Raw genomic sequence first — 25,147 nt, 5'->3', positions numbered from 1 at the left:
GCGATGATCCAGCCGACGCGGGTAGTATTGGTATAGAGGGTGGTGGCCGCGCCCGCCTGCCCCGGCATCAGGTCCTGGAAATAGAGCATGCCGATCCCGGCGAGGATCCCGATATAGATGGCGTTCAGCACCTGCATCGCCAGCAGCAGCGCTGGCGTATGCACCGTCAGCATGCCGACGTAAAACAGCACCCCGGCCACTGCAGAAAGACGCATCAGAAAGCGTTTGCCGAAACGCCGGGCGTAGTAACCGGCAATCAGCATGGTCGGAATTTCCAGTCCGGCGGCGGTGCCCATCATCAGCCCCGCCAGCTTCTCCGGCAGATGCAGCTCGTTAATGATAAACAGCGGCATGTTAATGATGTACAGGCTGTTAGTACCCCACATCAGGGTGCAGATGCTGAACAGCAGCAGCGCATCGCGGCGGTGCGTGCGCGGAGCTTCCAGCCGGCCGGTCGCTACCGGCTTTGCTTTGCGCATGCTGGGCAAGAATAGCCAGACCATGATCCCGCAGACGATAAACGCCGCCGCGGCGCTGAGATACATCGCGGTAAAACCAAACCCCATCGCCAGAGCGTAGGCCAGCGGGGGACCAATCACCCATGCCAGGGAGACCTGGGCACGTAAAATGGAGCTGAACATCACCGCTTCGCGGCCGGTCCTGTCGGCATGCTCCCGCGCGAGGGCAAACATCTGCGGGTTGGCGGTCGATCCAAAGCTGCTGAGAAAAACGCCGATGAACAGCAAAATGAAATAGTTGCGGTTCCAGGCAAAGAGTACGCAGGCCAGCACCCCCAGCAGACAGCAGACGACAATCAGCTGCTTGCGATCGCCCTGACGGTCGGAGCGGCCGGCGAGGAACTGACTGACCAGAATGCCAATAACCGCGCTGCCGGTAAAAAAGAAACCGACCATCGCCGGCGGACGTGCACTTCGTTGGTCAGAAACAGGCTCAGGGTCGGGGTTTGCAGCGCCCCGGCAATGCCCGTCAGAAAGGCGACGATTAAGAAGGCGGAAGAGGTGACATCGAACCCGCGTCGGGGGAGAGCGGCGCTACGGTTTTCCATGGGTTTGGTTTTCTGTAGTTTCAGGAGACGGCGCGGAGTTTACGCCTGCTGGCTAAAAATAAACAGTAGTATGGCACGAATAATTAAAAAGGCGTTTCAAAATATAGAGGTTCAGCAAAAAGCTGACGTTCTAGGCGGTCGATAGCTAAGGCTTCAGCAAAAGTGTGCAGTACCTCTAAGTTCTGCAATCAAGTCGCTGACGTACCTTGCGCGTTGAGCAAGAAAGGTACAAAATTCTTGAAACGTTTCAGCGTCATTCGGCAATCCGTTCCCCGTCAGATGGCGCCTTTTTTCTCAAGTTAGCTGAAACGATTCAATTCAGCAGGAGAGGAGAACCATGTTCCAGTTATCTGTGCAGGATATTCATCCCGGCCAGCAGGCCGGTAATAAAGAAGAGGCCATCCGGCAGGTCGCCGCCGCGCTGGTCAGCGCCGGCAACGTGGCCGATGGCTACGTGAACGGCATGCTGGCTCGCGAGCAGCAGACCTCGACCTTCCTCGGCAACGGGATCGCGATCCCGCACGGCACGACGGATACGCGTGACCAGGTGCTGAAGACCGGCGTTCAGGTGTTTCAGTTCCCGCAGGGCGTCACCTGGGGTGAAGGGCAGACCGCCTATGTGGCGATCGGGATTGCCGCCAGCTCAGATGAACACCTCGGCCTGCTGCGTCAGCTGACCCACGTGCTGAGCGATGACGCGGTCGCCGCGCAGCTGCAGTCCGCCACCACCGCGGAAGAGCTGCGTGCGCTGCTGATGGGAGAGAAGCAGAGCGAAGCGCTGAAGCTGGATAACGAGACCCTCAGTCTCGACGTCGCGGCCAGCGATCTGCTGACCCTGCAGGCGCTGAACGCGGCGCGTCTGAAAGAAGTTGGCGCTGTCGATGCCGCCTTCGTTAGCCACGTCATTAACGATACGCCGCTGAACCTCGGTCAGGGCGTCTGGCTGAACGACAGTGCGGAAGGCAATTTGCGCAGCGCCGTGGCGGTCAGCCGCGCGGCTAACGCCTTTACCCGCGACGAGCAGCCGGTTTCCCTGCTGGTCACGGTGGCGATGGCCGACGAGCAGCCGACCGCAGTGCTGAACCGTCTGAGCAAGCTGCTGCTGGACAAGAAAGCTGAACATTTGCTGAAAGCCGACGCCGCCACCGTGCTGGCGCTGCTGACCAGCGACGACGCCATTGCCGAAGATGTGCTGAGCGCCGAATTCGTGGTGCGCAATGAACACGGCCTGCATGCCCGTCCGGGCACCATGCTGGTCAACACCATTAAACAATTTTCCAGCGACATCACCGTTACCAATCTCGACGGTTCCGGCAAGCCGGCTAACGGTCGCAGCCTGATGAAGGTTGTGGCGCTGGGTGTGAAAAAAGGTCACCGTCTGCGTTTTACCGCGCAGGGTGAGGATGCGCAACAAGCGCTGGATGCGATTGGCGAAGCGATCGCCGCAGGCCTTGGGGAGGGCGCATAAATGAGCAGACGTGTAGCAACGATTACGTTAAACCCGGCATACGACCTGGTGGGATTCACCCCGGAGATTGAACGCGGTGAAGTGAACCTGGTGCGCACCACCGGCCTGCACGCCGCCGGGAAAGGCATTAATGTGGCGAAAGTGCTGAAAGATCTCGGCATTGACGTCACCGTCGGCGGTTTCCTGGGTAAAGACAACCAGGACGGCTTTCAGCAGCTGTTCAGCGAGCTGGGGATCGCCAACCGTTTCCAGGTGGTGCAGGGCCGGACCCGTATCAACGTTAAGCTGACGGAAAAAGATGGCGAAGTGACCGATTTCAACTTCTCCGGCTTTGAAGTCACCCCGGGCGACTGGGAACGCTTCGTCAACGACTCCCTGAGCTGGCTCGGGCAGTTCGATATGGTCTGCGTCAGCGGCAGCCTGCCGTCCGGCGTTAGCCCGGAAGCCTTCACCGACTGGATGACCCGTCTGCGCAGTCAGTGCCCATGCATTATTTTCGACAGCAGCCGCGAAGCGCTGGTTGCCGGACTAAAAGCGGCGCCGTGGCTGGTGAAACCGAACCGTCGCGAACTGGAAATCTGGGCTGGCCGCAAGCTGCCGGAGATGAAAGATGTTATCGACGCCGCCCATGCGCTGCGCGAGCAGGGTATCGCCCACGTGGTGATCTCCCTGGGCGAAGAGGGCGCGCTGTGGGTCAACGCCTCTGGGGAGTGGATTGCTAAACCACCTTCAGTGGAAGTGGTCAGCACCGTTGGCGCCGGCGATTCGATGGTCGGCGGCCTGATTTACGGCCTGCTGATGCGTGAATCCAGCGAGCATACCCTGCGCCTGGCGACCGCCGTCGCTGCCCTGGCCGTCAGCCAGAGCAATGTAGGAATTACCGACCGTACCCAGTTGGCCGCGATGATGGCGCGCGTCGACTTACAACCCTTTAATTGACAGCAGGAGAGGCATAATGAAAACGCTGCTGATTATTGATGCCGGACTCGGACAGGCGCGCGCCTACATGGCGAAAACCCTGCTGGGTGCCGCGGCGCCGAAAGCGCACCTTGAGCTGATTGATAACCCGAATGACGCCGAACTGGCCATCGTGCTGGAGCCGCGCTGCCGGCCGATAGCGCGCTGAATGGTAAAAACGTTTACCTGGGCGATATTAACCGTGCTGTCGCCCATCCGGAGCTGTTCCTGGGAGAAGCGAAAGACCACGCTAAAGCCCTACGTTGCGCCAGCGGCGGTAGCCGTTCCGGCCGCCGCTCAGGGGCAGAAACGCATTGTCGCGGTCACCGCCTGTCCGACCGGCGTCGCCCACACCTTTATGGCGGCAGAAGCCATCGAAACCGAAGCCAAAAAACGCGGCTGGTGGGTGAAGGTGGAGACCCGCGGCTCCGTTGGGGCGGGCAATGCCATCACCCCGGAAGAGGTGGCCGAGGCGGATCTGGTGATCGTCGCTGCCGATATCGAGGTGGACCTGGCGAAATTCGCCGGCAAGCCGATGTACCGCACCACCACCGGTCTGGCGCTGAAGAAAACCGCCCAGGAGCTGGATAAAGCGGTGGCGGAAGCCAAACCGTACCAGCCATCCGGCAAACCTCAGGCGGCTGCTGAAGGGAAAAAAGAGTCGGCGGGCGCCTATCGCCACCTGCTGACCGGCGTCTCCTATATGCTGCCGATGGTAGTGGCCGGGGGCCTGTGTATCGCGCTCTCCTTTGCCTTCGGGATCAAAGCGTTTGAAGTGAAAGACACCCTGGCGGCGGCGCTGATGCAGATCGGCGGCGGCTCGGCCTTCGCGCTGATGGTGCCGGTACTGGCAGGCTTTATCGCCTTCTCCATTGCCGACCGTCCGGGTCTGACCCCGGGCCTTATCGGCGGTATGCTGGCGGTTAGCGGCGGCTCCGGCTTTATCGGCGGGATCATCGCTGGTTTCCTTGCCGGTTATGTGGCGAAAGCCATCAGCACGAAGCTGAAATTGCCGCAGAGTATGGAAGCCCTGAAACCAATCCTGATCATTCCGCTGGTCTCCAGTCTGATCGTGGGTTTGGCAATGATCTATCTGATCGGTAAACCGGTAGCCGGTATCCTCGCCTGGCTGACCCACTGGCTGCAAACCATGGGCACCGCCAACGCGGTTCTGCTGGGCGCGATCCTCGGCGCGATGATGTGTACCGACATGGGCGGGCCGGTAAACAAAGCGGCCTATGCCTTTGGCGTTGGCCTGCTGAGTACCCAGACCTATGCGCCGATGGCGGCGATCATGGCGGCCGGTATGGTGCCACCGCTGGCGATGGGTATCGCGACGCTGGTAGCGCGCAATAAGTTCGACAAAGGGCAGCGGGAAGGGGGCAAAGCCGCGCTGGTTCTTGGCCTGTGCTTTATCTCGGAAGGGGCGATTCCTTTTGCCGCCCGTGACCCGATGCGCGTTCTGCCGTGCTGTATCGTCGGCGGCGCGGTAACCGGCGCTATCTCCATGGCGGTCGGCGCGAAACTGATGGCGCCGCACGGCGGGCTGTTTGTTCTGCTGATCCCGGGGGCGATTACGCCGGTGCTGGGCTACCTGCTGGCGATTGTTGCCGGAACGCTGGTGGCGGGCCTTGCCTACGCCGTGCTGAAACGCCCTGAGGCGCAAACAGCGGAAGTTGAAAAAGCGGCATAATCCTACCGCAATAAAAAAGGGCCGACTGTTCGGCCCTTTTTTTGTCTCTATTTACGCCACTTCGGCAATCTGCTGCGCCCGCAGCCAGGCAATCTCTTCCGCCCAGATATCCGGGTTGATGGTTTCCAGAATCAGCGGAATACCGTCGAAGCGGCTGTCCTGCATGATCCAGCTGAAGCAATCGTGGCCGATGTTGCCTTCCCCCAGGCTGTGGTGACGGTCGACCCGGCTGCCGAAGGCGCTCTTGGCATCGTTGAGATGCATGCCGCGCAGATACTGAAAACCGACGATGCGTTCGAAGGCGGCGAAGGTTTTTTCGCAGGCTTCGGCGCTGCGCAGGTCGTAGCCGGCGGCGAAAGCATGGCAGGTATCAATGCAGACGCCGACGCGGGATTTATCTTCCACGCCGTCGATGATGGCCGCGAGGTGCTCGAACTTAAAGCCGAGGTTGCTGCCCTGGCCAGCGGTGTTTTCGATCACCGCAGTAACGCCTTCGGTCTTCGCCAGCGCGATATTGATCGATTCGGCGATGCGCGCCAGGCACTCCTCCTCCGGGATCTGCTGCAGATGGCTGCCGGGGTGGAAGTTGAGCAGCGTCAGCCCCAGCTGCTGGCAGCGGGTCATTTCATCAATGAAAGCATCACGGGATTTTTCCAGCGCTTCTTCCACCGGGTGGCCAAGGTTAATCAGGTAGCTGTCGTGCGGCAGGATCTGCCCCGGGCCAAAGTGATACTTTTCACAGGCGGCTTTGAATTCGGCGATGGTCTCGTCGCTGAGCGGCGCGGCGCGCCACTGGCGCTGGTTCTTGGTGAAGAGGGCGAAGGCGGTTGCTTCGATTTCGGCGGCGCGAATGGCGGCATTGGCCAGTCCACCTGAGGCGCTCACGTGCGCTCCTACGTATTTCATAAAAAAACTCCAGTTAAAGCCGCTGGGGGGTGGGTAATGATAGCGGCTTAACTGGAGAAAGATGTAGTGCTTTATGCCATCAGGCTGTGGATAGCGACGTTAATGACCCCGCCGCCGACAATCAACCAGACGAACAGCATCAGCGCCATCAGCAGCGGTTTCGCCCCGGCTTTTTTCAGCGCGCTGACGTGGGTGGTGACCCCGAGGGCGGCCATTGCCATCGCCAGCAGGACGGTATCCAGCGTCACCAGCATATCCACCACGGCTTTCGGCAGCAGATGGAAGGAGTTAAACACCGCCACCAGGATGAACATAATGGCGAACCACGGAATGGTGATTTTGCTTTTCTCGCCGTTGCCTGCCGGGGTCAGCTGTTTAACACGCGCCGCCAGGAACAGCAGGAACGGAGCCAGCATCATGACGCGCAGCATTTTGGCGATAACCGCCGCGTTCTCCGCGTCCGGGCTGACCGCATGGCCGGCGGCAACAACCTGCGCCACTTCATGCATGGTGGAGCCCATATAGATCCCGTAGGTCTCCGGGGTAAACCAGTGCGCCAGCAGCGGGTACATCGCCGGGTAGAGGAAGATGGCGATGGTACCGAAGATAACCACTGTAGCGACGGCAACCGTCACTTTACTGGCTTCGGCTTTGACCACCGGCTCGGTGGCGAGCACGGCCGCCGCGCCGCAGATGCTGCTGCCGGCGCCGATCAGCCAGCTGGTGTGTTTATCGAGACCAAACACTTTCTGGCCAAGGAAGCAGGCGATGAAAAAAGGTACTGGAGAGCGTCAGAACGTCAATCAAAATACCGCTCACGCCGACGTCGGCAATCTGGGCGAACGTCAGGCGAAAGCCGTAGAGGATGATCCCCAGGCGCAGCAGATGCTGCTTGGCGAAGATCACCCCGCCGTCGCAGGGCTGCCAGATTTTCGGGTAGACCGTGTTGCCGACGACCATCCCGAACAGGATAGCGAGGGTCAGGGCGCTAAAGCCCGCGCCGGCGATGGCCGGGAAACTACCGGCCCACAGGGCGGCGCCGGTCAGAGCGGCGGTCAGCGCCAGGCCTGGGACAAAATGCCACAGGGAACGATGTTTGGTGGGTAAAGTGAGTGCTGTCATAACCTTCTCCTTTGTCTGCCTAAAGGTTACGCCGCGCGGGATTAAATATAAAATTGATTATATGTTTATAATCAATCGTAATAAGTGGTTAATGGCCGCTTCGCCGGTTACAACGGGGCGAGAGCGGGTTAGGCAGAAGCGGGGCGGTCTCGCCGGCAAGACGATGATTTTGTGATATAAGCGGATTTTCCTTCCGTCAGCCGCCTCGATTTGTGTCACCATAGTAAGGAAGGTTATTCAGGTTGGATTACTAAACGGGTGGGTTATGCATATTACGCTGCGGCAGCTGGAAGTGTTCGCCGAAGTCCACAAGAGTGGGTCGACCACTCAGGCGTCACAGATGCTGGCGCTTTCGCAATCCGCGGTCAGCGCCGCGCTGACCGATCTGGAAGGGCAGCTCGGCGTGCAGCTGTTTGACCGCGTCGGTAAACGACTGGTGGTGAATGAGCATGGACGGCTGCTGTATCCGCGTGCGCTGGCGCTGCTGGAGCGGGCCCTGGAGATCGAGCAGCTGTTTCGCGGCGATAACGGGGCGATCCGAGTCTACGCCAGCAGCACCATCGGCAACTATATTATGCCGGAGATTATTGCCCGCTATCGTCATGACTTCCCGGATCTGCCGGTCGAGCTGAGCGTCGGCAACAGCCTGGACGTCATCAACGCCGTCGCCGACCTGCGGGTGGATTTCGGCCTGATTGAGGGGCCGTGCCATGCCGCCGATATTATTGCCGAGCCGTGGCTGGAGGATGAAGCTGGTGGTGTTTGCCGCGCCCAACTCACCGCTGCTGGCGGGGGAGGTGACCCTGCAGCAACTGGCCGAGGCGCCGTGGATCCTGCGCGAGCATGGCTCCGGCACTCGGGAGATTGTCGATTACGTTCTGCTGTCGCATCTGCCGGCGTTTCATCTGGGCATGGAGCTGGGTAATTCAGAGGCGATCAAGCACGCGGTCAGGCATGGCCTGGGCATCAGCTGTCTATCGCGGCGGGTGATTACCGAACAGCTTGCCTCGGGCACGCTGGCGGAGCTGAAAGTGCCATTGCCCCGGCTGACGCGCACGCTGTGGCGGATCCATCACCGGCAGAAGCATATTTCTAAAGCATTACAACGTTTTCTGCACTATTGCCAGGTGTAGCAGCCCGGTTTTATCGCCTGATTACGGGGGGAATTCGCTGGCAATTCCGCAGGTTAGTGCTTTACTAATAATTTGCGGGCGATCATGAAGCTCTCTTATAACTTTGCATTTGTACCGGATGGAACCCCGATCGTCTGCTACAATCGCGCCTCATTTTTTGGATGGATAGCATTATCACATGGTTTCGGAAACTAAAACCACAGAAGCGCCCACGCTACGTCGTGAACTGAAGGCGCGCCACTTGACCATGATCGCCATCGGCGGTTCCATCGGTACGGGTCTTTTTGTTGCCTCTGGCGCAACCATTTCGCAAGCAGGTCCCGGCGGGGCGCTGCTGTCTTATATTCTGATCGGTTTGATGGTCTATTTCCTGATGACCAGCCTCGGCGAGCTGGCGGCGTTTATGCCGGTATCCGGTTCCTTCGCCACCTACGGGCAGAATTATGTTGAAGAAGGCTTCGGCTTCGCGCTGGGCTGGAACTACTGGTACAACTGGGCGGTGACGATCGCCGTTGACCTCGTGGCCTCACAGCTGGTGATGAGCTACTGGTTCCCCGACACTCCGGGCTGGATCTGGAGCGCCTTGTTCCTCGGCATCATGTTCCTGCTGAACTGGATCTCGGTGCGCGGCTTTGGCGAGGCGGAATACTGGTTCTCGCTGATAAAGGTAGCCACCGTCATTATCTTTATCATCGTCGGCGTGATGATGATTGTCGGCATCTTCAAAGGGGCGCAGCCAGCCGGCTGGAGCAACTGGGGGATCGCGGATGCGCCGTTCGCCGGCGGTTTCTCGGCGATGATTGGCGTGGCGATGATTGTCGGCTTCTCGTTCCAGGGCACCGAGCTTATCGGCATCGCTGCCGGTGAATCTGAAAATCCGGAGAAGAACATTCCGCGCGCGGTGCGCCAGGTCTTCTGGCGTATCCTGCTGTTTTACGTCTTCGCGATCCTGATTATCAGCCTGATCATTCCGTATACCGATCCGAGTCTGCTGCGCAATGATGTGAAGGATATCTCCGTCAGCCCGTTCACCCTGGTGTTCCAGCATGCTGGTTTGCTGTCGGCGGCGGCAATCATGAACGCCGTTATCCTGACTGCCGTGCTGTCGGCGGGGAACTCCGGGATGTACGCCTCCACGCGTATGCTGTACACCCTGGCCTGCGACGGTAAAGCGCCGCGCATTTTCTCGAAGCTGTCGCGTGGCGGCGTGCCGCGTAACGCGCTGTACGCGACCACCGTGATCGCGGCGCTGTGCTTCCTGACTTCCATGTTTGGCAACCAGACGGTGTACCTGTGGCTGCTGAACACCTCCGGGATGACGGGCTTTATCGCCTGGCTGGGTATTGCGATCAGCCACTATCGTTTCCGTCGCGGCTACGTCCTGCAGGGTAACGATATTAATAATCTGCCGTATCGTTCCGGGTTCTTCCCGCTGGGGCCGATCTTCGCCTTCGTGCTGTGCCTGATCATCACCCTCGGACAGAACTACGAAGCGTTCCTCAAGGACACCATTGACTGGGGCGGCGTGGCGGCGACCTACATCGGTATTCCGCTGTTCCTCGTCATCTGGTTTGGTTACAAGCTGGCGAAAGGCACCCGCTTTGTTCGCTACAGCGAAATGACCTTCCCGGACCGCTTTAAGCGTTAATCTTCGCGATTGTGCGATAAAAGCCCTCTGTGAAGAGGGCTTTATATTGCTGGCAAAGTGCAATCTTCAGGGATTGCCCGGCTGCGCTGCGCTTGCGCGGGCCTACAGATAACCGCGTAACTGATTGATATTGCGATGTTTCGTAGGCCTGGTAAGGCGGAAGCCGCCACCCGGCAGACATGTGAGCACAATAACGAAGACAGATTTGTCATCACCCGCAAGCCCTCTGAACAGAGGGCTTTTTTTATGTTTGTGCGGTTACAGCTTGTCACAATTCTTCATAATTATATTGATAATCGTAATCATTATCTTTATCATTTTCGCCCATTACGGATGAAGCCACTCCCCGTCTCTGCCGCTTGTACAGACTGACACCGGGCGACCAGCCACATCGACGAGAAAACAGCGCGAGCATGCCGCCGACAGAGCGGCAAGGCCGCCAGCGCGTGTGAGCAGCACCTTGTTGTTTGTTTGGTTGTACACCTCATGGAGATTTGGAATGTTCAGGTTAAACCCTTTTATCCGGGCGGGATTGTCTGCGTCCGTCGTATCGTTGGCGTTTCCGGCTCTGGCCGATGTGAATGAAGAAACGCTGGTGGTGACCGCCTCGGCCACTGAACAGAATGTCAAAGACGCGCCGGCGAGCATCAGCGTCATCACCCAACAGGATTTACAACGCAAGCCTGTTCAGAACCTGAAAGACGTGCTGCGCGATGTGCCTGGGGTCCAGCTCACCAACGAAGGGGATAACCGCAAGGGCGTTAGCATCCGCGGTCTGAGCAGCAGCTATACCCTGATCCTGGTCGACGGCAAGCGCGTTAACTCGCGGAACGCCGTCTTCCGCCACAATGACTTCGACCTTAACTGGATCCCGGTGGATGCTATTGAGCGTATCGAAGTGGTGCGCGGCCCGATGTCCTCCCTTTACGGCTCCGATGCGCTCGGTGGGGTGGTCAACATTATTACCAAAAAAATCGGCCAGAAATGGACCGGGACGCTGAGTGCTGATACCACTATTCAGGAGCACCGCGATCGCGGGGATACCTATAACGGCCAGTTCTTCACCAGCGGCCCGCTGATCGACGGCGTACTTGGAATGAAGGCCTACGGCAGCCTGGCAAAACGCGCCAAGGACGATCCGCAGTCATCCAGTAATGCCACCGGCGAGACGCCGCGCATCGAGGGCTTCACCAGCCGCGATGGCAATGTTGAATTCGCCTGGACGCCGAACGAAAACCACGATTTTACCGCAGGCTACGGCTTTGACCGTCAGGATCGCGATTCCGATTCCCTTGACCGCAACCGCCTTGAGCGGGAGAACTACTCTCTGAGCCATAACGGCCGCTGGGATATCGGCAATAGCGAGCTCAAGTTCTACGGCGAAAAGGTGGATAACAAAAATCCAGGGCAGAGCGGGACTATTACCTCGGAAAGCAATGCCATCGACGGCAAGTATGTCCTGCCGCTGGGCATGATTAACCAGCTGGTGACCTTCGGCGGCGAATGGCGCCACGACAAACTGAAAGATCCGGTCAACCTGAGCAGCGGCGGCCAGTCAACGTCGGCCAGCCAGTACGCCCTGTTTATCGAAGACGAATGGCGCATCATCGAGCCGCTGGCGCTGACCACCGGCATTCGTATGGACGACCATCAGACCTATGGCGATCACTGGAGCCCGCGCGCCTATCTGGTGTATAACGCCACCGATACCGTCACCGTCAAAGGCGGCTGGGCGACGGCGTTTAAAGCCCCGTCGCTGCTGCAGCTTAACCCCGACTGGACCACCAACTCCTGTCGCGGCTCGTGCAGCATCGTCGGTAACCCGGATCTGAAACCGGAAACCAGCGAAAGCTTCGAGCTCGGTCTCTACTACCGCGGGGAAGAGGGCTGGCTTGAAAATGTCGAAGGCAGCATCACCACCTTCCAGAATAATGTCGACGACATGATCGATGTTCTGCGCACCTCCAGCGCCAGCGAAGCGCCGGGCTACCCGAACTTTGTCGGCTGGAAAACCGTCAACGGCAAGCGCGTGCCGATCTTCCGCTATTTCAACGTCAACAAAGCCCGCATCAAAGGGGTGGAGACGGAGGTGAAGATCCCGTTTGGCGATGAGTGGAAGCTGACGGTGAACTACACCTACAACGATGGTCGCGATCTGAGCAATGGCGGCGAACAAACCGCTGCAGACGCTGCCGTTCCATACCGCCAACGGCACGCTCGACTGGAAACCGCTGGACGATTGGTCCTTCTACGTGACGGCCAACTATACCGGCCAGCAGCGCGCGGTGAGCGCCACCGGCAAAACGCCGGGCGGCTACACCCTGTTTGACGTTGGCGCGGCATGGCAGGTGACCAAAAACGTGAAACTGCGCTCCGGGGTGCAGAACGTGGGTGATAAAGATCTGAGCCGGGACGACTACAGCTATACCGAAGAAGGCCGTCGCTACTTTATGGCGGTGGATTATCGCTTCTGATTGCCGGCGCTAAAACGCATCCTGTAGGCCTGAACATGCGCCGCGAAGCAGCTTCGCGGCGCATTGGCGTTTAGCCAAAGAGATGCTGCGCATGGAAGCGCAGATGGTCTTCAATAAACGAGGCAATGAAGTAATAGCTGTGGTCGTAACCGGGCTGGATGCGCAGCGTTAACGGCCAGGCCTTCTGCCGCGCGACCTCCGCCAGTACCGCCGGCTGCAGCTGTCCGGCAAGGAATGGATCGTTGTCGCCCTGATCGATAAGCGTCGGCACGGCGTCCTCCGGCCGGCTGGCCTGCATCAGCGCGCAGCTGTCCCAGGAGTGCCATGCCGATTCATCCGCGCCGAGATAGGCGGTAAACGCTTTCTTGCCCCACGGGACCTGGGAGGGATTGACGATCGGCGCGAAGGCGGAGACGCTGGCGTAGCGGCCGGGATTTTTGAGCGCCATAATGAGCGCGCCGTGGCCGCCCATCGAGTGGCCGCTGACGGCGCAGCGTTCGCCGACGCTAAACTCGCTACGAATAAGCGCGGGCAGTTCGTCACGCAGGTAATCGTACATTCGGTAGTGCGCCGCCCAGGGCGCCTCGGTGGCGTTCAGGTAGAAGCCGGCGCCTTGTCCGAGATCGTAACCGTCGTCGTTGGCCGCCTCGTCACCGCGCGGGCTGGTATCCGGCATCACCAGCGCGATGCCCAGCTCGGCGGCAATGCGCTGGGCGCCCGCCTTGGTGGTAAAGTTCTCATCGTTACAGGTCAGCCCCGACAGCCAGTACAGCACCGGCGGCGGCGTTTCGCGCTCAGGCGGTAAAAAAATGCTGAACGTCATGGCGCAGTTCAGGACAGGGGAGTGATGACGCCAGCGTTGTTGCTGGCCGTCAAAACAGCGATGCTCTTCAAGCAGTTCCATGCAAGGCTCCTCGGAAGGGATGTGCGCGTAAACGTTCATAATACAGATATTTCATTAGCCGGTGAGCAACTTTCACTTTCTCCTTTTGAGAACTTACTGCATCATTAATGCAACTTATAGCCAACATGCCGGTGTAGCGACGGCGCTTATGAATGCGTACAGCGGTTGGAACATTCCGGATACGGCGATAAGGATTTGGCGTCGCGCCTGAGGCATGGCTTCGCTCCCTAATAAAAGGCAGCGCCAATTTCAATAATTATCGTTACGGCTACTGGATTCTGTGCGCCACCTCACGCACAATGAATACAAACTTTGCCCCCAGAAAAAGCAAAGAGCGCCACACCTGCAGGAGAAACATAAATGTCATCACTGAGTAAAGAAGCCGTCCTCGTTCATGAAGCGCTGGTCGCTCGTGGGCTGGAGACGCCGATGCGTGCGCCAGTACAAGAAATTGATAACGAAACACGCAAGCGTTTGATTACCGGTCATATGACCGAGATTATGCAACTGCTGAATCTGGATCTGAGTGATGACAGTCTGATGGAGACCCCGCATCGCATCGCCAAAATGTATGTCGATGAGATCTTCTCCGGGCTGGATTATTCTCGCTTCCCGAAAATCACCGTCATTGAAAACAAAATGAAGGTCGATGAAATGGTCACCGTGCGCGATATCACCCTGACCAGCACCTGCGAACACCATTTCGTTACCATCGATGGTAAAGCGACGGTAGCCTATATCCCGAAAGATTCGGTGATCGGCCTGTCGAAAATCAACCGCATCGTGCAGTTCTTCGCCCAACGTCCGCAGGTCCAGGAGCGTCTGACGCAGCAGATCCTGATCGCGCTGCAGACGCTGCTCGGCACCAACAACGTGGCGGTATCCATTGACGCGGTGCATTATTGCGTGAAGGCGCGCGGCATTCGCGACGCGACCAGCGCCACCACCACCACCTCTCTCGGCGGCCTGTTTAAATCCAGCCAGAATACCCGCCAGGAATTCCTGCGCGCAGTACGTCACCACGACTAAAACGGAGCAGGGTGCATGGAGAGAAATGTCACGCTGGACTTTGTCCGCGGCGTCGCCATCCTCGGTATCCTGCTTCTCAATATCAGCGCCTTCGGCTTGCCGAAGGCCGCTTATCTCAATCCCGCCTGGTCAGGAAGCGCGTCCCTTAGCGATGCCTGGACCTGGGCGCTCCTCGACCTGCTGGCGCAGGTGAAGTTTCTCACCCTGTTCGCGCTGCTGTTTGGCGCCGGTCTTCAGCTATTGCTTCCGCGAGGGAAGCGCTGGATCCAGTCGCGGCTGACGCTGCTGGCGCTGCTCGGTTTCATTCACGGTCTTTTTTTCTGGGATGGCGATATTCTGCTGGCCTATGCCCTGGTGGGGCTGGTGAGCTGGCGCATGGTGCGTGAGGCGCACCATGTCAAATCGCTGTTCAACACCGGGGTGGTGCTCTACCTCACCGGCATTGCGGTGCTGGTCCTGTTGGGGATGATCTCCGGGACCGCGGCGAATCGCTCGTGGGCGCCGGACGCGGCGAACCTGCAGTATGAGCAGTACTGGAAGCTGCACGGTGGCATGGAGGCGTTCAGCAACCGGGCGGATATGCTATCTGACAATCTGCTGGCGCTGGGCGCGCAGTATGGCTGGCAGCTGGCGGGGATGATGCTGATGGGCGCGGCGCTGATGCGCAGCGGCTGGCTGAAGGGGCAGTTTAGCCTGCGTCACTACCGGCGTACCGGCGCGCTGCTGGTGGCGGCCGGCATGGCGGTCAATCTGCCGGCAATATTCGCCCAGTGGTATCTGGCCTGGGACTATCGCTGGTGCGCGTTTTTACTGCAGGCGCCGCGCGAACTTAGCGCCCCGCTGCAGGCTATCGGCTATGCCGCGCTGGCCTGGGGCTACTGGCCGCAGCTCTGCCGTTTCCGCCTGGTGGGCGCTATCGCCTGCGTCGGACGCATGGCGCTGACCAACTACCTGCTGCAGACCCTGATCTGCACCACCCTGTTTTATCATCTTGGGCTGTTTATGCGCTTCGATCGTCTGCAGCTGCTGGCCTTTGTCCCCCCCATCTGGGCCGTTAACCTCCTTAGTCTCATCGCTCTGGCTGCGCCGCTTCCGCCAGGGGCCGGTGGAATGGCTGTGGCGTCAGTTAACCCTGCGTGCGTCAGGCACATCATTGAAAGACACATCCAGATAACGATCTCGATCACAATCATTAACAAAACGGATGTAAACGTTTCCAGCCGTGTGACCTCACTCACGCAGCGGACCGCGGGTCGCTGCCAGAATAGCCTCCTTGCTAAGCACAGGAGGTGAATGTGACGTGCTGTAATTCTCTTAAGGTTGCTGAGTATGATCACCATTCGTGATGTCGCCCGCCAGGCGGGCGTTTCCGTGGCCACCGTGTCGCGGGTGCTGAATAACAGCGCGCTGGTGAGTCCGGATACGCGCGACGTGGTGATGAAAGCGGTGACCCAACTGGGCTACCGGCCCAACGCCAACGCCCAGGCGCTGGCCACCCAGGTCAGCGATACCATCGGCGTAGTGGTGATGGACGTCTCCGATGCCTTCTTCGGCGCGCTGGTGAAAGCAGTGGATACCGTTGCTCAGCAGCATCAGAAATATGTGCTGATCGGCAACAGCTATCACGAGGCGGAAAAAGAGCGTCACGCCATCGAGGTGCTGATCCGTCAGCGCTGCTCGGCGCTGATCGTCCATTCGAAAGCGCTGAGCGATGATGAACTGAGCGACTTTATGCAACATATCCCGGGGATGGTGCTGATCAACCGCATCGTGCCGGGGTATGCCCATCGCTGCGTCGGACTCGACAACGTCAGCGGCGCGCTGATGGCCACCCGTATGCTGCTCAATCATGGTCACCAGCGCATCGGCTATCTCTCCTCAAACCACGGCATTGAAGATGACGATATGCGCCGGGAAGGGTGGAGCAAAGCGCTGCAGGAGCAAGGCATCATCGCCCCGGACAGCTGGATCGGTTCCGGCTCCCCGGATATGCAGGGCGGTGAAGCGGCGATGGTCGAACTGCTGGGGCGCAATCTCGGCCTCACCGCGGTGTTTGCCTATAACGACAGCATGGCGGCCGGCGCGCTGACGACGCTGAAGGACAACGGCATTGTCGTGCCGCAGCATCTGTCGCTGATTGGCTTTGATGATATTCCTATTTCCCGTTACACCGATCCTCAGCTCACCACCGTGCGCTATCCGGTAATGTCGATGGCAAAGCTGGCCACCGAGCTGGCGCTGCTGGGGGCGGCCGGCAAGCTGGATCGCGAGGCGACGCACTGCTTTATGCCGACGCTGGTGCGCCGTCATTCCGTTGCCCAGCGGCAAACTGTGGGGCCGATCACTAACTGACGCGATCGCGGGATGTAACCGCTTTCAATTTGTGAGTAAATTCACAGTATATTAACATTCGCCTGATTATGATGGCAGCGTTTACCAGTCTGAACCACGAGGTGATGGATATTCCTCACTTTATTTAGTAGGAACAAGGCGTTAAACGAGTTTTACAGTCGTATTTTTCTGGAGCGTTACCCGACACGGAAGACCGAATTTTCGTCGTGAAATGCGTTGTGCGGTAACACTAATGCAACAAATCCCGCCTGCATTTTCTCACAATAATGACCCTGCATAATAAAACCGGAGATTCCATGAATAAGAAGGTGTTTACCCTGTCTGCTGTAATGGCTGGTCTGTTATTTGGCGCCGCCGCACACGCAGCAGATACCCGTATCGGCGTGACGATTTATAAATATGACGACAACTTTATGTCGGTAGTGCGTAAGGCGATTGAAAAAGATGGCAAATCCGCGCCAGACGTCCAACTGTTGATGAATGATTCGCAGAACGACCAGTCGAAACAAAACGATCAGATTGACGTGCTGCTGGCGAAAGGCGTGAAGGCGCTGGCGATTAACCTGGTTGACCCGGCCGCCGCAGGTACGGTGATTGAAAAGGCGCGCGGGCAGAATATTCCGGTGGTGTTCTTCAACAAAGAGCCTTCCCGCAAAGCGCTGGATAGTTATGACAAGGCTTATTACGTCGGTACCGACTCGAAAGAGTCGGGGATTATTCAGGGCGATCTGATCGCCAAGCACTGGAAAGCCAACCCGAACTGGGATCTGAATAAAGACGGTCAGATCCAGTACGTTCTGCTGAAAGGCGAGCCGGGCCATCCGGATGCGGAAGCGCGTACCACTTACGTTATTAAAGAGCTGAATGATAAAGGTCTGAAGACCCAGCAGCTGCAGCTGGATACCGCGATGTGGGATACCGCCCAGGCGAAAGACAAAATGGACGCCTGGCTCTCCGGCCCGAATGCCAACAAGATTGAAGTGGTGATCGCTAACAACGACGCCATGGCGATGGGCGCGGTTGAAGCGCTGAAAGCGCACAACAAGAGCAGCATTCCGGTGTTCGGCGTTGATGCCCTGCCGGAAGCCCTGGCGCTGGTGAAATCCGGCGCGATGGCCGGTACTGTGCTGAACGATGCCAACAACCAGGCGAAAGCGACCTTCGAGCTGGCGAAAAACCTTGCCGACGGGAAAGACGCCGCGGCAGGCACCAACTGGAAAATTGACAACAAGATTGTTCGCGTCCCCTACGTGGGCGTCGATAAAGACAACCTGAGCCAGTTTACCGGCAAATAATCGTGATGTGAGTTGCGGGCGTGGGTTATCCACGCCCGATTATTCCTGATACAGAACCAGACTCCTGCTGGCGCTAGTGCGCCGGACGGGGCTTGCATGAACGCAGCCAGGTATAACTATGGTCAGCAATAATAGCGAACGGTCAGGCGAATATTTGTTGGAGATGAGCAACATCAACAAATCGTTTCCTGGCGTCAAGGCTCTTGATAATGTCAACCTGAAGGTTCGTCCGCACTCCATTCATGCGTTAATGGGTGAGAACGGCGCCGGTAAATCGACATTATTAAAATGCCTTTTTGGGATCTATCAAAAAGATTCCGGTAGCATTCTTTTTCAGGGAAAAGAGATCGATTTCCATTCGGCGAAAGAAGCCCTGGAAAACGGTATTTCGATGGTGCATCAGGAATTAAACCTGGTATTACAGCGTTCGGTCATGGATAACATGTGGCTCGGGCGCTATCCAACTAAAGGCATGTTTGTCGATCAGGACAAAATGTACCGGGATACCAAGGCCATTTTGATGAGCTGGATATTGATATCGATCCGCGCGCCCGCGTCGGTACCTTATCGGTATCTCAGATGCAGATGATTGAGATCGCGAAGGCGTTTTCCTATGACGCCAAAATCGTCATCATGGATGAGCCGACGTCATCGCTGACGGAAAAAGAGGTCAACCATCTGTTTAAGATCATCCGTAAGCTGAAAGATCGCGGCTGCGGTATCGTCTATATCTCGCATAAAATGGAAGAAATTTTCCAGTTGTGCGATGAAATAACCATCCTGCGCGACGGCCAGTGGATCGCCACCCAGCCGCTGGAAGGGCTGGATATGGATAAGATCATCGCCATGATGGTCGGGCGTTCGCTTAACCAGCGTTTTCCGGATCGCGAAAACACTCCGGGCGAAGTGATCCTCCAGGTGCGCAATCTCACCTCGCTGCGCCAGCCCTCCATTCGCGATGTCTCCTTTGACCTGCATAAGGGCGAAATTCTCGGTATCGCCGGCCTGGTGGGCGCTAAACGCACCGACATCGTGGAGACCCTGTTCGGCATCCGTGAGAAGGCCAGCGGCACCATCACGCTGCACGGCAAGAAGATCAACAACCACAGCGCCAACGAGGCGATAAACCACGGTTTTGCGCTGGTGACCGAGGAGCGGCGCTCTACCGGGATTTACGCCTATCTGGATATCGGGTTTAACTCGCTGATCTCCAATATTAAGAAATATAAAAACAGCGTCGGCTTGCTGGATAACTCGCGAATGAAGAGCGATACCCAATGGGTTATTGACTCGATGCGCGTCAAAACCCCCGGTCAGCATACGCAGATTGGCTCGCTTTCCGGTGGTAACCAGCAAAAGGTCATTATAGGCCGCTGGCTGCTGACCCAGCCGGAGATCCTGATGCTGGATGAGCCAACGCGCGGTATCGACGTCGGCGCCAAGTTTGAAATCTATCAGCTGATTGCCGAACTGGCTAAAAAAGACAAAGGGATCATTATTATTTCTTCCGAAATGCCGGAACTGCTGGGGATTACCGACCGCATTCTGGTGATGAGCAACGGCCTGGTCGCGGGCATTGTTGAGACTAAAACCACTACGCAAAACGAAATACTGCGTCTTGCGTCATTGCACCTTTAAGATCAGGGGCTTCACATGAGTGCGTTAAATAAAAAGAGTTTTCTCACTTACCTGAAAGAGGGTGGGATATATGTTGTCCTTCTGGTCCTGCTGGCCATTATTATTTTCCAGGATCCGACATTTTTAAGTCTGCTCAACCTGAGTAATATTCTGACCCAGTCCTCGGTGCGTATTATTATTGCCCTCGGCGTGGCCTGGACTTATCGTCACGCAGGGGACCGACCTCTCCGCCGGCCGTCAGGTGGGTCTGGCGGCGGTGATTGCCGCCACCATGCTGCAGGCGGTGGATAATGCCAATAAGGTATTCCCGGATATGGCGACCATGCCGATCCCGCTGGTGATCCTGCTGGTGTGCGCCATCGGGGCGGTCATCGGCCTGATTAACGGGATCGTCATTCGCCTACCTGAACGTGACGCCGTTTATTACCACTCTCGGCACCATGATTATCGTCTACGGCATTAACTCGCTGTACTACGACTTCGTGGGCGCGTCGCCGATCTCCGGCTTCGACAGCCACTTCTCCCATTTCGCGCAGGGGTTTGTGGCGCTGGGCTCCTTCCGCCTGTCCTACATTACCTTCTACGCGCTGATTGCCGTCTTCTTTGTCTGGATCCTGTGGAACAAGACGCGCTTTGGCAAAAACATTTTCGCTATCGGCGGTAACCCGGAAGCGGCGAAGGTCTCCGGGGTTAACGTAGCGTTAAACCTGCTGATGATCTATGCCCTCTCCGGCGTGTTCTACGCCTTCGGCGGCCTGCTGGAAGCCGGTCGTATCGGCTCGGCGACCAATAACCTCGGCTTTATGTATGAACTGGACGCCATCGCCGCCTGTGTGGTGGGCGGCGTATCGTTCAGCGGCGGGGTAGGAACGGTGTTTGGCGTGGTGACCGGGGTGATTATCTTCACCGTCATCAACTACGGCCTGACCTATATCGGCGTCAACCCTTACTGGCAGTACATTATTAAGGGGGCGATTATTATCTTCGCCGTGGCGCTGGACTCCCTGAAATACGCCCGTAAGAAATAAGATTGAACGCATCAAAAACCCGCGCCTGGCGCGGGTTTTTTTATATCTGAAACGAATGCGTTGATGGAGGCTACTTTCCTTTCTGCAGCTCCAGCAGCTGCTCCGGGGTGACGGCCGGGTAGGACTGGGCGTCATCCGGCACGTCATGCTGCTGCGCCGGAATCGGGATGAGAGGGCCGAGAAAAGCGCGGTTCCCGTTTGAAGATATAGAGGTCCGCCAGCGCGCCAAAGCGGGCGCCGAACTCGCGCAGCCGCACGCTCCACATATCCTTCGGCGACGGCACCGCGTAGCATTGGGCCTGGATCCCCATATGCAGGGCGATAAACAGCGCCCGTTCGCAGTGGAAGCGCTGGGTGATGATAATGAAGTCGTTGGTGTCGAACACTTTCCGGGTACGGACGATCGAGTCGAGGGTACGGAAACCGGCATAGTCCAGTACGATATCCGCGGGATCGACGCCGCCTTTAATCAGGTCCCGACGCATGGTCATCGGTTCATTGTAGCTTTGCAGAGCATTATCGCCGCTCAGCAGGAGATAGTTGACCTTGCCGCTGTTGTAGGCGTTCAGCGCACCCTGGATGCGGTAACGGTAATACTGATTGATGACGCCGGTGCGGTAATATTTGGCGGTGCCCAGCACCACACCGACCTGACGGTAGGGCAGGTCCTGCAGTTCATCATAGATATAGGGCGCGGTTTTCCAGCTCATCCAGCGGTCAAGGCCCAGCACGGTCAACAGCAGCAGGCCGAGCAGGACTAACAGGCTGTAGAACGCACGCTTTAACATGAACTTGGCTCAATAATAGACAACGGAGTCTTCAGGCTACTTTACCCGCCGGGTAAGCGCAAGAAACCCGCGTTTGATTGCGGGGATTTTCAGCAATATAGACAGATCGCCGAATGCAGGCCGGGTAAGGCGTGAGCCGACACCCGGCATAGGGATCTTCAGGTCGCCATGGCGCGAACCGTAGGTCGGGTAAGCGTAGCGCCACCCGACACCTAACGGTATAAAAAGTCGGCCGGATAAGCCGAAGACGCCGTCCGGCAATCTGCTCAGGCTGATCAACCTAACAGGACGCGCTCAATATTGTGGCAGCCCAGCGCCTTCAGGGTGGCGACGGTGGCATCCCACTGGATCAGCGCCGCGTCGGCTTTCTCCGCCAGGATTGCCCGCTGGATAGCGGGATAATCATAGCCGTTGAGGCTCAGGAGATTCAGCGCCCCCTGCAGCGGCGGCAGCGTCGGGTTGAACGCTGCGTTTTCCGCATAGCTACCGCTGAAAATGGTACCGTCTTTCAGCTCCAGCGCCACGCCGGAAGGCGAGTGGCTGTAGGGCGCATGGCAGCGGTTGGCGGCCTGAATAGCTGCCTGGGTCAGGGCATCGCCGCTGACCGGGAAGCCATGGTCCTGTTCATCCATCAGCAGGGTTTTGATCTCCAGGTCTTTCGGGCCAAAGGCGTCCGGCAGATAGTGCTCCAGGGCATGCGCTTCGCGACCCGGCAGATGAATGCGCAGCGCCAGCCCGCTGTTCAGTTCGTTCATAAACTGACGGCAATGACCGCACGGCGTGTAGTTCACCGTGATAGCGCGCAGGGAGGTCTCGCCGCGCAGCCAGGCGTGGCTGATGGCGCTCTGTTCCGCGTGAACGGTCTGCTGCATGGTAGCGCCGAGAAACTCCATATTGCCGCCAAAGTACCAGCGGCCGCTGACGCCGCGGGCGATAGCCCCGACGTTAAAATGAGAAAGGTCGGGGCGCGCGCAGGCAGCGGCAAGCGGCAGTAGCGCAAAAGCCAGCGCGTCTTCGTCCAGACCTGTCGCATGCTGCAGCGTCGCCACCTGATCGGCTTCGAGCAGCGCCGGGAAATGCGGGTCGGCGAGCATCGGGGCGATGGCCGCCTGCAGATCTGCTGCCAGAGTCGTCAAAGCAGCTTGAAAACGTGAGTGCATAGCGTTGCCTCATAACAGTGTAATGGGAAGCCAGTGTACGGGCGGCCAGCGGTTCCATATGTGATGAATATCTCATTCTTTATGCAACTCTGATTTGTTGCATTAAAAAATGTGATTTAAATCACAATTAACCTACCACTGCGAGGATCAGCGGAAATAAGAACGGCGCCATCAACGAGGTGATGATCCCGCACAGCACCAGCGCCAGTGAGCTAAACGCGCCTTCCTGATAGTCCAGCTCGGCGCAGCGGGCGGTGCCGAGGGCGTGCGAGGCGGTGCCCATTGACAGGCCGCGCGACGCTTTGGTGCGAATGCGCATCAGGTTAAGCAACGTATGCCCAAATACCGCGCCGAGGATGCCGACAAAAATTACGCACACGGCGCTGATGGCCGGAATGCCGCCGATGCTGCCGCTAACCGCCATAGCAATCGGCGTAGTGACTGACTTAGGCAGAATAGAGGCGGCGATTTGCGGCGTGGCGCCCATCAGCAGAGCGACGGTGGTGCCGGTGATCATCGCCACGCAGCTGCCGATAAAGCAGATGGTAATGATAGATTTCCAGCGGGCGCGGATCTGGTGCAGCTGTTCATACAGCGGGAACGCAAGGGCCACTACCGCCGGCTGCAGCAGATCGTTCAGGACTTTGCTGCCGGCAAAATAACGCTCATAGGAGATCCCGGTCAGCAGAAGAAATGGAATAATCACCACCATCGCCACCAGCAGCGGGTTGAGCAGCGGGAACTTAAAGCGGGCCGCCAGTTTGCGGGCGAGAAAAAAGACGATCAGGGTTAGCGGTAGCGACCACCAGATTTCATGCATCATTCTTCTTTTCCTTTTTGGCCAATCACTTTACGTTCGCCATGCACCAAATGGGAGCTCCAGCTCACCACTACAAACACCACCAGCGTACTGATGGCGCAGGAGATAACGACAGGCCCCAGCTGGGCGCGCAGCAGATCCCAGTACTGCATCACCCCAACGCCGATCGGCACGAACAGCAGCGCCATATAGCGGATCAGGATATTACAGCCGGGGTTGACCCATTGCGGCGGCATAATTTGCAGCGCCAGCAGCACGAAGAGGATCAGCATGCCGATGATGCTGCCGGGGATAGTGATAGGCAGCAGCCCGGCGATAAAAATTCCGCCGTACAGGCAGGCGTAAATCAGGACGAAAGCCCGCAGGTACTGCCAGATAATAGTCAGCGATTTACTCATGGTAATAACCCTTGATGAAGTGCATTCATCATACAATTAATCCATAAAATGTGCTACCGATCACATCATGAATTCTATGCATAGCGCTGATAGCTTACGGGAACCATAGTCTCACCCGTCAGGGCCCGACACCTTGCGGCTCAGGCGGGATCGCTCCCCACGCTACCTTGCTGAATGAGGCGCGGCAAATAAAGGCGAATGGGACGCCACAGACCTCTGTAAAGCATAGAGATTATCTCGCCGCTTTGCCGCATCGAGCGTGCGGGGAACGGCGTGCGTCTGGTCCGACGCATTGAGCGCTTTCAACCAGCGCCCGGAGGCGCTACCATAGCGCCTCTTTTTTTTTCGGGTAACGATATGCGTGTTCTACTGGCGCCGATGGAAGGCGTGCTCGATTCGCTGGTGCGCGAGCTGCTGACCGAGGTTAACGATTACGATCTCTGCATCACCGAATTTCTGCGCGTGGTGGATCAACTGCTGCCGGTAAAATCGTTCTACAGGCTATGCCCGGAACTGCATCACCAGAGCCGCACGCCGTCCGGCACCCGCGTACGCGTCCAGCTGCTGGGACAATATCCCGAGTGGCTGGCGGAAAATGCCGCCCGCGCGGTGGCGCTGGGTTCATGGGGGGTGGATTTAAACTGCGGCTGTCCGTCGAAGCTGGTAAACGGCAGCGGCGGCGGGGCAACGCTGCTGAAAGATCCAGAGTTGATCTATCGCGGCGCGAAAGCCATGCGAGAGGCGGTTCCCGAGCATCTGCCGGTGACGGTGAAAGTTCGTCTTGGCTGGGACAGCGGTGAACGGCGCTTTGAAATCGCCGACGCGGTGCAGCAGGCGGGGGCCAGCGAACTGGTGGTTCACGGCCGTACCAAAGAAGATGGCTACAAAGCCGAACGCATCAACTGGCAGGCGATCGGCGAGATCCGCCAGCGCCTGACTATCCCGGTGGTCGCCAACGGTGAAATCTGGGACTGGCAAAGCGCCCAGGATTGTATGGCTGTCACCGGCTGCGATTCGGTGATGATTGGCCGCGGGGCGCTCAATGTGCCGAACCTCAGCCGGGTGATCAAATACAACGAACCGCGCATGCCGTGGCCGCAGGTGGTCCAGCTGTTGCAAAAATATACCCGCCTGGAAAAGCAGGGTGATACCGGCCTGTATCATGTGGCGAGAATTAAGCAGTGGTTAGGCTATTTACGCAAGGAATATACCGAGGCGCTGACCCTGTTTAATGAAATTCGCGCCCTGCAAACGTCTGCTGAAATAGC

General features: G+C 57.9%; 14 protein-coding genes and 8 pseudogenes. 14 read left to right on the top strand and 8 right to left on the bottom strand.

Features of this window, described 5'->3' with window-relative positions; all coding sequences use genetic code 11:
- Positions 1-1,066 (bottom strand): annotated as a pseudogene (gene setB / locus E5221_RS28555) (sugar efflux transporter SetB); the annotation flags it as partial.
- A gap of 337 nt (positions 1,067-1,403) precedes the next feature.
- On the opposite strand from setB, the gene fruB reads away from it, so the two are divergent.
- The 4 genes from fruB to fruA are packed head-to-tail and all read left to right on the top strand — an operon-like array spanning position 1,404 to position 5,184.
- Positions 1,404-2,534: a fused PTS fructose transporter subunit IIA/HPr protein gene (gene fruB, locus E5221_RS28550; RefSeq protein ID WP_002912947.1), complete on the top strand. Its 1,131-nt coding sequence runs from the start codon at positions 1,404-1,406 to the stop codon at positions 2,532-2,534.
- A complete protein-coding gene (gene fruK, locus E5221_RS28545; RefSeq protein ID WP_002912941.1) occupies positions 2,535-3,473 on the top strand; it encodes a 1-phosphofructokinase in 939 nt (312 codons plus the stop codon). It begins immediately after the preceding gene.
- Between the two features lie 16 nt (positions 3,474-3,489).
- The gene (locus E5221_RS28865) at positions 3,490-3,660 is read left to right on the top strand and encodes a hypothetical protein (protein WP_282189729.1); all 171 of its coding nucleotides are present in this window, start codon (positions 3,490-3,492) and stop codon (positions 3,658-3,660) included.
- Positions 3,661-5,184, top strand: a complete 1,524-nt coding sequence (gene fruA, locus E5221_RS28540; RefSeq protein WP_282189728.1) for a PTS fructose transporter subunit IIBC — start codon at positions 3,661-3,663, stop codon at positions 5,182-5,184.
- 51 nt (positions 5,185-5,235) lie between these two features.
- On the opposite strand, the gene nfo is transcribed toward fruA, so the two are convergent.
- Both nfo and E5221_RS28530 read right to left on the bottom strand, forming a co-directional pair.
- On the bottom strand, positions 5,236-6,090 hold the full coding sequence (nfo, locus tag E5221_RS28535; RefSeq protein WP_002912937.1) for a deoxyribonuclease IV: 855 nt from the start codon (positions 6,088-6,090) through the stop codon (positions 5,236-5,238).
- Positions 6,091-6,161: 71 nt separating this feature from the next.
- A pseudogene (locus E5221_RS28530) lies at positions 6,162-7,212 on the bottom strand (YeiH family protein).
- 265 nt (positions 7,213-7,477) lie between these two features.
- On the opposite strand from E5221_RS28530, the pseudogene yieE reads away from it, so the two are divergent.
- The 3 genes and pseudogenes from yieE to cirA all read left to right on the top strand — a co-directional run bounded on the left by yieE (position 7,478) and on the right by cirA (position 12,467).
- A pseudogene (gene yieE / locus E5221_RS28525) lies at positions 7,478-8,345 on the top strand (DNA-binding transcriptional regulator YeiE).
- Positions 8,346-8,523: 178 nt separating this feature from the next.
- Positions 8,524-9,993 (top strand): amino acid permease, encoded by a 1,470-nt coding sequence (locus E5221_RS28520; RefSeq protein WP_002912929.1) that lies wholly within the window; start codon positions 8,524-8,526, stop codon positions 9,991-9,993.
- A gap of 499 nt (positions 9,994-10,492) precedes the next feature.
- Positions 10,493-12,467: pseudogene (gene cirA / locus E5221_RS28515) on the top strand (catecholate siderophore receptor CirA).
- Between the two features lie 70 nt (positions 12,468-12,537).
- Here the strand turns inward: cirA and fghA are convergent.
- Entirely contained in the window at positions 12,538-13,371 is an 834-nt protein-coding gene (gene fghA, locus E5221_RS28510) for an S-formylglutathione hydrolase (protein ID WP_004151123.1), read from the bottom strand.
- A gap of 360 nt (positions 13,372-13,731) precedes the next feature.
- Between fghA and folE the strand changes: the two genes are divergently transcribed.
- From folE to mglC, 6 genes and pseudogenes are all read left to right on the top strand, one after another.
- Positions 13,732-14,400: a GTP cyclohydrolase I FolE gene (gene folE, locus E5221_RS28505; protein WP_004184878.1), complete on the top strand. Its 669-nt coding sequence runs from the start codon at positions 13,732-13,734 to the stop codon at positions 14,398-14,400.
- Positions 14,401-14,415: 15 nt separating this feature from the next.
- A pseudogene (gene yeiB, locus E5221_RS28500) lies at positions 14,416-15,574 on the top strand (DUF418 domain-containing protein YeiB).
- A 155-nt stretch (positions 15,575-15,729) separates the two neighbouring features.
- Entirely contained in the window at positions 15,730-16,752 is a 1,023-nt protein-coding gene (gene galS, locus E5221_RS28495) for an HTH-type transcriptional regulator GalS (RefSeq protein WP_002912919.1), read from the top strand.
- A gap of 296 nt (positions 16,753-17,048) precedes the next feature.
- Positions 17,049-18,047 carry a galactose/glucose ABC transporter substrate-binding protein MglB gene (gene mglB / locus E5221_RS28490; protein WP_002912878.1) on the top strand — a complete coding sequence of 333 codons (999 nt, stop codon included), beginning with the start codon at positions 17,049-17,051 and terminating at the stop codon, positions 18,045-18,047.
- A gap of 118 nt (positions 18,048-18,165) precedes the next feature.
- Positions 18,166-19,685 (top strand): annotated as a pseudogene (mglA, locus tag E5221_RS28485) (galactose/methyl galactoside ABC transporter ATP-binding protein MglA).
- A 15-nt stretch (positions 19,686-19,700) separates the two neighbouring features.
- Positions 19,701-20,713, top strand: a pseudogene (gene mglC / locus E5221_RS28480) (galactose/methyl galactoside ABC transporter permease MglC).
- A gap of 70 nt (positions 20,714-20,783) precedes the next feature.
- On the opposite strand, the pseudogene sanA reads toward mglC, so the two are convergent.
- From sanA to E5221_RS28460, 4 genes and pseudogenes are all read right to left on the bottom strand, one after another.
- Positions 20,784-21,501: pseudogene (gene sanA, locus E5221_RS28475) on the bottom strand (outer membrane permeability protein SanA).
- Between the two features lie 275 nt (positions 21,502-21,776).
- Positions 21,777-22,661 carry a cytidine deaminase gene (gene cdd, locus E5221_RS28470; protein WP_002912869.1) on the bottom strand — a complete coding sequence of 295 codons (885 nt, stop codon included), beginning with the start codon at positions 22,659-22,661 and terminating at the stop codon, positions 21,777-21,779.
- A gap of 127 nt (positions 22,662-22,788) precedes the next feature.
- Positions 22,789-23,484 (bottom strand): CidB/LrgB family autolysis modulator, encoded by a 696-nt coding sequence (locus E5221_RS28465; protein WP_002912867.1) that lies wholly within the window; start codon positions 23,482-23,484, stop codon positions 22,789-22,791.
- Complete coding sequence (locus tag E5221_RS28460) at positions 23,481-23,879, bottom strand: CidA/LrgA family protein (RefSeq protein ID WP_004175078.1); 399 nt, start codon at positions 23,877-23,879, stop codon at positions 23,481-23,483. Before E5221_RS28460 ends, E5221_RS28465 begins: the two co-directional genes overlap by 4 nt.
- Positions 23,880-24,236: 357 nt before the next feature.
- Here E5221_RS28460 and dusC point away from each other — a divergent pair.
- Positions 24,237-25,147: tRNA dihydrouridine(16) synthase DusC (gene dusC, locus E5221_RS28455; protein WP_147022120.1), on the top strand; the 911-nt coding region annotated here is incomplete at its 3' end.

The organism is Pseudomonas sp. A2, assembly GCF_023100865.1.
In the GTDB taxonomy this organism is placed as follows: Bacteria; Pseudomonadota; Gammaproteobacteria; order Pseudomonadales; family Pseudomonadaceae; genus Aquipseudomonas; species Aquipseudomonas asiatica.
Note: the sequence above shows the minus strand (reverse complement) of the source record. Positions and strands in the feature narration are given on the sequence as shown.

Excerpts from the sequence above, each read along its gene's own strand:
- E5221_RS28460 (WP_004175078.1), bottom strand. The coding sequence starts at position 23,879 with ATGAGTAAATCGCTGACTATTATCTGGCAGTACCTGCGGGCTTTCGTC.
- folE (WP_004184878.1), top strand. The coding sequence starts at position 13,732 with ATGTCATCACTGAGTAAAGAAGCCGTCCTCGTTCATGAAGCGCTGGTC.
- fruB (WP_002912947.1), top strand. The coding sequence starts at position 1,404 with ATGTTCCAGTTATCTGTGCAGGATATTCATCCCGGCCAGCAGGCCGGT.
- mglB (WP_002912878.1), top strand. The coding sequence starts at position 17,049 with ATGAATAAGAAGGTGTTTACCCTGTCTGCTGTAATGGCTGGTCTGTTA.
- E5221_RS28520 (WP_002912929.1), top strand. The coding sequence starts at position 8,524 with ATGGTTTCGGAAACTAAAACCACAGAAGCGCCCACGCTACGTCGTGAA.
- E5221_RS28465 (WP_002912867.1), bottom strand. The coding sequence starts at position 23,484 with ATGATGCATGAAATCTGGTGGTCGCTACCGCTAACCCTGATCGTCTTT.
- E5221_RS28865 (WP_282189729.1), top strand. The coding sequence starts at position 3,490 with ATGAAAACGCTGCTGATTATTGATGCCGGACTCGGACAGGCGCGCGCC.
- nfo (WP_002912937.1), bottom strand. The coding sequence starts at position 6,090 with ATGAAATACGTAGGAGCGCACGTGAGCGCCTCAGGTGGACTGGCCAAT.
- fruK (WP_002912941.1), top strand. The coding sequence starts at position 2,535 with ATGAGCAGACGTGTAGCAACGATTACGTTAAACCCGGCATACGACCTG.
- galS (WP_002912919.1), top strand. The coding sequence starts at position 15,730 with ATGATCACCATTCGTGATGTCGCCCGCCAGGCGGGCGTTTCCGTGGCC.
- fruA (WP_282189728.1), top strand. The coding sequence starts at position 3,661 with ATGGTAAAAACGTTTACCTGGGCGATATTAACCGTGCTGTCGCCCATC.
- fghA (WP_004151123.1), bottom strand. The coding sequence starts at position 13,371 with ATGGAACTGCTTGAAGAGCATCGCTGTTTTGACGGCCAGCAACAACGC.
- cdd (WP_002912869.1), bottom strand. The coding sequence starts at position 22,661 with ATGCACTCACGTTTTCAAGCTGCTTTGACGACTCTGGCAGCAGATCTG.